Origin of the sequence: Streptomyces durbertensis (assembly GCF_014156695.1) — a bacterium.
Classification (GTDB): Bacteria; Actinomycetota; Actinomycetes; order Streptomycetales; family Streptomycetaceae; genus Streptomyces; species Streptomyces durbertensis.
Genome location: NZ_WMLF01000334.1, coordinates 1 through 6,065 on the forward strand (window position 1 = coordinate 1; position 6,065 = coordinate 6,065).

7 protein-coding genes are annotated in these 6,065 nt (G+C 72.3%); 2 read left to right on the plus strand and 5 right to left on the minus strand.

The window, feature by feature from the left end; all coding sequences use genetic code 11:
• Positions 1-357: 357 nt before the first annotated feature.
• The 5 genes from GL263_RS19505 to GL263_RS19525 form a co-directional block, all read right to left on the minus strand.
• Positions 358-711: a DUF4229 domain-containing protein gene (locus GL263_RS19505; protein WP_323379479.1), complete on the minus strand. Its 354-nt coding sequence runs from the start codon at positions 709-711 to the stop codon at positions 358-360.
• 70 nt (positions 712-781) lie between these two features.
• The gene (locus tag GL263_RS19510) at positions 782-1,306 is read right to left on the minus strand and encodes a GNAT family N-acetyltransferase (protein ID WP_182857026.1); all 525 of its coding nucleotides are present in this window, start codon (positions 1,304-1,306) and stop codon (positions 782-784) included.
• Positions 1,307-1,313: 7 nt separating this feature from the next.
• Positions 1,314-2,480, minus strand: a complete 1,167-nt coding sequence (gene mqnE / locus GL263_RS19515) for an aminofutalosine synthase MqnE (RefSeq protein ID WP_182857027.1) — start codon at positions 2,478-2,480, stop codon at positions 1,314-1,316.
• Between the two features lie 208 nt (positions 2,481-2,688).
• Entirely contained in the window at positions 2,689-3,141 is a 453-nt protein-coding gene (locus GL263_RS19520; protein WP_182857028.1) for an Lrp/AsnC family transcriptional regulator, read from the minus strand.
• A gap of 116 nt (positions 3,142-3,257) precedes the next feature.
• The gene (locus tag GL263_RS19525) at positions 3,258-4,169 is read right to left on the minus strand and encodes a UbiX family flavin prenyltransferase (protein WP_182857029.1); all 912 of its coding nucleotides are present in this window, start codon (positions 4,167-4,169) and stop codon (positions 3,258-3,260) included.
• Between GL263_RS19525 and GL263_RS19530 the strand changes: the two genes are divergently transcribed.
• Together GL263_RS19530 and GL263_RS19535 are read left to right on the plus strand one after the other, a co-directional pair.
• Positions 4,085-5,359 (plus strand): hypothetical protein, encoded by a 1,275-nt coding sequence (locus tag GL263_RS19530; RefSeq protein ID WP_228456665.1) that lies wholly within the window; start codon positions 4,085-4,087, stop codon positions 5,357-5,359. The genes GL263_RS19525 and GL263_RS19530 overlap by 85 nt on opposite strands.
• Before the next feature lie 103 nt (positions 5,360-5,462).
• Positions 5,463-6,065: rhomboid family intramembrane serine protease (locus GL263_RS19535; RefSeq protein WP_182857031.1), on the plus strand; the 603-nt coding region annotated here is incomplete at its 3' end.

A 6,065-nucleotide genomic window follows, 5' to 3' on the forward strand; every position in this document is an offset into this window, starting at 1 on the left:
CGGCCTTCCACGGCCGACCGGCCGGGGCCGGTCGGCCGTGGAAGGCCGTGGAACGCGGGTGCGCGGTCAGCGCGGGGGCGGGTACCGGTGACCGGTACGACGACAAGCGCGACACGCCGCGACGGCACAGCGGCAGAGGTCGACGTGCAGCCGCGCCACGAGGGGCGTGCTCGCCCCGGCGGGTCGTACGGCTGCTCTTGTCATGACCCTCACGCTAACACCCTGGCTTTGAGCTTCCCAAAGGAGTCCTTTTAGTCGAGGACTCGGAGAAGCACAACACCCCACCGGGGAAAGGGCATTCCCGGTGGGGTGCGGCAGGCGGGGTGACGAACGTGACAACGCGGAGCCGACGGCGGCTCAGGCGACCTCGTCCTCGCGGCCCTGGTTGGCGTTCAGCCGCTTCTTGAAGCTCGCCGAGGCGCGGTCCATCCTCGGCGCCAGCCGCTCGGACATGGCGTCCCGCTGCTTGCGCAGCAGCACCAGGCTGAGCGGGGCGGAGATCAGGATGGACAGGGCCAGCAGCCACAGCGGGTTGGAGGTGCCGATCCCGGCGGGGATGACGCCCAGCCAGGCGAGCGTGGCGAGGACGACAAAGCAGGCGCCGAAGAGGCCGAACCGCATCAGCGTGTACCGGAGGGTGACTCCTGCCATGCCCGTGCGGCGGGCGGCCGCGCTGTCGCCGGACTGCGGGGTGCTCTGGATGCTGGTCACTGCGGATCTTCCTTCTGCCGGGGGTGTGAGTCCTTCTGCCGGGGCGGGTGAACCGGCCTGCGGGCGGCCGTCACAGGAGCGGCAGCCACATCGTGATGTCGTCGCGGTAGTCGTCCTCGGCGACCCTGATGGCGCCGGGCGCCCTTCCGACCTCCTTGTAGCCGCAGGAGGCGTAGAAGTGCTCCAGGCCGAGCCCGCCGCGGCAGGTGAGCCGGACGGCCCGGATGCCGTCGAACGCCCTGGCCTCCCGCTCGGCGGCGGCCATCAGTTCGCGGCCGACGCCCCGGCCCTGGAGGGACGGGTCCACCATGACGGTGTAGAGACCCACCCAGTGTCGCATCAGCCGGTGCTTGTTGAACGTGAAGTGCGCCGTGGCGCGCACCTCACCCTCGTCGTCGAAGCCGACGAGCTGGCGGGTGCGGCCCTCGGCGGCGGCGGCCAGGTGCAGCAGCGCGTCGGGCCGCACGTCCTCGGGGGTGACGGGCGGCACGAAGCCGACCGCGCCACCGGTGTTGACGACGTCCGTCCACAGCCGGACGAAGCCGTCGAGGAGCCGGCGGTCCTGCTCGGGATCGAGCCGGAAACGCAGGGACACGGCGGCCTCACACCCTCATCGGCTGCGGCTCTTCGCGGCGGTCCGGGTCGGGGCCGGGGTACTCGCGGACGATCTCGTAGCGCGTGTTGCGCTCGACGGGGCGGAAGCCGGCGTCGCGGATGAGGTCGAGCAGGTCCTCGCGGGTCAGCTTGTCGGGCGTGCCGAAGTTGTCCGCGTCATGCGTGATCTTGTACTCGACAACCGAGCCGTCCATGTCGTCGGCGCCGTGCTGGAGCGCGAGCTGCGCGGTCTGCACGCCGTGCATCACCCAGAAGACCTTGACGTGCGGCACGTTGTCGAACAGCAGCCGGGAGACCGCGAACGTCTTCAGCGCCTCGGCTCCGGTGGCCATCGTCGTCCGGGCCTGGAGCCGGTTGCGGATCTTGCCGTCCTTCATGTCCACGAAGTCGTGCTGGTACCGCAGCGGGATGAAGACCTGGAACCCGCCGGTCTCGTCCTGCAGTTCACGCAGCCGCAGCACGTGGTCGACGCGGTGCCTCGGCTCCTCGATGTGGCCGTAGAGCATCGTGCACGGCGTCTTCAGGCCCTTGGAGTGCGCGAGGCGGTGGATGCGCGACCAGTCCTCCCAGTGGGTGTCGTGGTCGACGATGTGCTGCCGGACCTCCCAGTCGAAGATCTCGGCGCCGCCGCCGGTCAGCGACTCCAGCCCGGCGTCGATCAGCTCGTCGAGGATCTCGTCGGCGGGCAGCCCGGAGATCTTCTCGAAGTGCTGGATCTCGGTGGCGGTGAACGCCTTCAGCGACACCGTCTCCGGCAGCACCTCCTTGAGCGCCCGCAGCGAACGCGGGTAGTAGCGCCAGGGAAGGGTGGGGTGGAGGCCGTTGACGATGTGCAGCTCGGTGAGCTTCTCGCCCTCCATGGCCTTCGCCAGCCGGACGGCCTCCTCGATGCGCATGGTGTACGCGTCCTTCTCGCCCGGCTTGCGCTGGAACGAGCAGTACGCGCACGACGCCGTGCACACGTTGGTCATGTTGAGGTGGCGGTTGACGTTGAAGTGCACCACGTCGCCGTTGAGCCGGGTGCGGACCTCGTGGGCGAGACCGCCCAGCCAGGCCAGGTCGTCGGACTCGTAGAGGTGGATGCCGTCCTCGCGGCTCAGCCGCTCCCCGGCACGGACCTTCTCCTCCAGCTCACGCTTGAGCCCCGCGTCCATGCGTCGCGCCTCCTTGAGTCTCCGGCTCGGTCTCGGCTGTTGCCCCGCGCGGCACGGGCGCCTTCACCCCGTCCGCCCGCCGCGGGCCGGCTGGGCACTGGGCGGAGCCCCTGCGGCGCACTCGTGCTCAGTCGAGCGTACGCCACGTCCGAATCGGACCAATCGGCCGGTCCCGGGTAGCGCCGGGGCCGCCCCGGGCCGGCGGCGGTCACTCGCCGGGCAGCTCGCCGACCCGGTTCTCCCACTTGGTGGACAGCACGATCGTGGTGCGGGTGCGGGAGACGCCGGGGGTGCCGGACAGCCGGCGGATCGTGCTCTCCAGCCCGTCCACGTCGCTGGCCCGGACCTTGAGCATGTAGGAGTCGTCGCCGGCGATGAACCAGCAGTCCTCGATCTCCGCCAGGTCCCGCAGCCGCCCGGCGACGTCCTCGTGGTCGGTGGCGTCGCTGAGCTGGATGCCGATGAGCGCCGTCACGCCGAGGCCCAGCGAGGGCGCGTCCACCGTCGCCCGGTAGCCGGTGATCACACCGGCCGCCTCCAACCGGTTGATGCGGTCGGTCACGCTCGGCCCGGACAGGCCGACCAGGCGACCCAGCTCCGCGTACGAGGCCCTGCCGTTCTCCCGCAGAGCCTGGATGAGCTGCCTGTCCACCGCGTCCATGGGTTCCGTAGCCTTCCGTAGTCCCGCACGACCTGCTGTCGCTACCGTCGAGAGTTCGATCCGGGGACGAATCTAAGGCATGGGACCGTCACGGCCCGCACTAGCTATGGGGACGGTCAGTCGTCGGAGTGCCCGGAGACGGCCGTCCGGGCGCCCCCGAGCTGCCCCTTCCAGCGGCGGTACAGGTCGTGCCGGACCCCGGCCGCGTCGAGGACCCGGCCGGCGACGAAGTCCACCAGGTGCTGGATGTGGGTGGCGCCCGCGTAGAACGCCGGGGAGGCGGGGAGCACCACGGCGCCGGCCTCGTCCAGCGCGACGAGCTGCCGCAGCGTCGTGCCCGCAAGCGGCGTCTCGCGGACCGCGACGACCAGCGGACGGCGCTCCTTCAGCGTCACGCTCGCCACCCGCTGCAGCAGGTCCTTCGACAGCCCGAGCGCGACACCGGCGACACACGCCGTGGACGCCGGCACGATCAGCATGCCGCGCGTCGGATACGACCCGGACGAGGGACCGGCTGCCAGGTCCCCGGCCGCCCAGTACCGCACCCGGCCGACACCCGGGCCGCCCGGCGGCGGCCCGTCGAGCGGCTCGTCGAGCGGCTCGTCGAGCGCGCCGGAGGACTTCAGCTCGGAGGTGAACGCGTCGGGCGTGCCGTCGGCGCCCCGCGCCAGCCAGCGTTCCAGGTCGGCCCGCCAGTGGGCGTCGCGGAACGGCTCGCCCGTCTCGTCCAGCAGCGTCAGCCGGGCGGCCCGGCTCACCACCAGGTCCACGTCCTCACCGGCGGCCAGCAGGCCGCGCAGTACCGCCGCCGCGTACGGGGTGCCGGAGGCGCCGGAGACCCCCACCACCCAGGGGACGCGCGTGCTGTCCTGTGCTGTCTCGCTCACGCCACCGACCCTACGGCTCCGCCACCCGGGCCGGGGCGGCACATCCCGTGGGGCGGGTGGTGAAACCGGCGCGTGCGGGGGCGCACAATGGGAGCCGCGCCTTCCCCCGGCACACGCCCTCCGGCACACACCCTCCGGCATCCGCCCTCCGGCACCCGAAGGAGCCCGAGATCAAGTCGTTCCGTCCCCTCGCCCGCACGGCCGTCGCGCTCACCTCGGCCACCCTGCTGCTCACCGTCGCCACCGCCTGCTCCACCGCCGACCACCTCACCTCCGCGATGCGGGTGAAGAACGCCGTCGCCAAGCTCGGCGAACAGGAGAGCGTGTCGGTCACCGCCCGCTTCGACGCCACCCCCGCCGAGATCCTCGCCTACCTCCAGGAGGGCAACGGGCCCGGCAAGGGCCCGCACGCCCGGCAGCACGCCCGACTGCTCGCCGACCTGGAGATCGCCGCGGCGCTCAGCGCCGGCAAGCCGCTGCGCGACGTCAACGCCCGCGACCGGGTCGACAACGCGGCCGCGGTGAACTTCGGCGGCAAGGACGTCTTCGCCTTCAAGTCCGTCGACAGCAAGCTCTACACCCGGGTCAACCTCGCCGCGCTCGCCACCGAACTGGAGGAGAGCGCCACACCGGGCGAGGCCGGGGACACCGCGGGCGAGGACGAGGACACCGCGGGCGAGGGCCCCGCCTCGCTCAGCGAACCCGGCGAGCTCCAGAAGCTGCTCGACGCCGTCCCCGACCATCTGACCAGCGCCAAGGCCGCGTTGGGCGGCCGCTGGGTGCGGGTCAGCCCGGACGAGTTCGGACGGATCAACGAGGCGCTCGGCGGCGAGGCCGGCACCGGCAGCGACCGGCTGGCCCAGGCGACCGCGCTGCTGCGCGAGCCCGCCCTGCAGCAGCGCGTGGTGACCGCCGTCGAGAACGCCCTCGGCAAGCGCGCCCGGTTCACCGGCACGGGCCGCCGCGAGGGCGCCGACCACGTCACCCTCACCCTCAACGCCCGCGACGCCGCCCGCGAGCTCGGCCGGGCCCTGGCTCCCGTACGCGCCCAGCTCGGCGACCCGGACCTCGGCGTCCTCGACGCCGCCCCGGACCGGAAGATCAGCATGGACCTCGCCATCCGGCACGAGCGGCTGTCCACCCTGACCGTGGACCTCGGCCAGTTCGACGAGGGCCGCAGCGGCGCGCTGCCGCTGAAGCTGACGTTCGCCGCCGGGGAGGTCGTCTCCGTCGCCGCCCCCGCGAAGGCCGACCGGCTCGACCCCCGCGACCTGCTCGACGCGCTCAGCCAGGTGGCCGTCCGCCACCCGGAACTCTCCCGCCTCCGGTAGGCGTTGAACAGGCTGTATAGGCTGGTATGAGGCTGTGATGTCGCAGCCGTAAGTCCACTTGGTCGCGGTCGTGACGGCACGGACGCGGCACCGGGGGTGCTCGATGGCGTACGGACCGGGCGGTGCCGACCAGCGGGGCACACGCCGAGCGCGGGCGGTGACGGCGGCGACGTTCATGCTGTCGTGGGTCGCCCTGCTGTGGCTGCTGGAGGCGATCGACGGCCCCAACGGGCCGATCGTCCGCGAGTACGGCATCGAGCCGCGCCAGCTCGACGAGATCCCGGACATCTTCCCCGCCGCGTTCCTGCACTTCGGCTGGGACCACGTCATGGCGAACTCGCTGCCGCTGCTGGTCTTCGGCTTCCTCGCGGCGGTACGCGGCATCGGCCGCTTCCTCGGCGTCGTCCTGGTGGTCATCACGGTGAGCGGGCTCGGCGTGTGGCTCACCGCGCCGGACGGCTCCAACACCGCCGGCGCCTCGGGCGTCGTCTTCGGCCTCTTCGGCTACCTGCTGGTGCGCGGCTTCGTGGAACGGGACGCGCTGGACATCACCGTCGGCATCACGATGCTGCTGCTGTACGGGTCGATCCTGTGGGGCGTGCTGCCCACCACCCCGGGCATCTCCTGGCAGGGCCACCTCTTCGGCCTGGTCGGCGGCGTCCTCGCCGCGTTCTGGCTCCGCCGCAACCCGGCCCGCCCCCGCGCC

Excerpts from the sequence above, each read along its gene's own strand:
- mqnE (WP_182857027.1), bottom strand. The coding sequence starts at position 2,480 with ATGGACGCGGGGCTCAAGCGTGAGCTGGAGGAGAAGGTCCGTGCCGGG.
- GL263_RS19520 (WP_182857028.1), bottom strand. The coding sequence starts at position 3,141 with ATGGACGCGGTGGACAGGCAGCTCATCCAGGCTCTGCGGGAGAACGGC.
- GL263_RS19525 (WP_182857029.1), bottom strand. The coding sequence starts at position 4,169 with ATGCCGGAGGGTGTGTGCCGGAGGGCGTGTGCCGGGGGAAGGCGCGGC.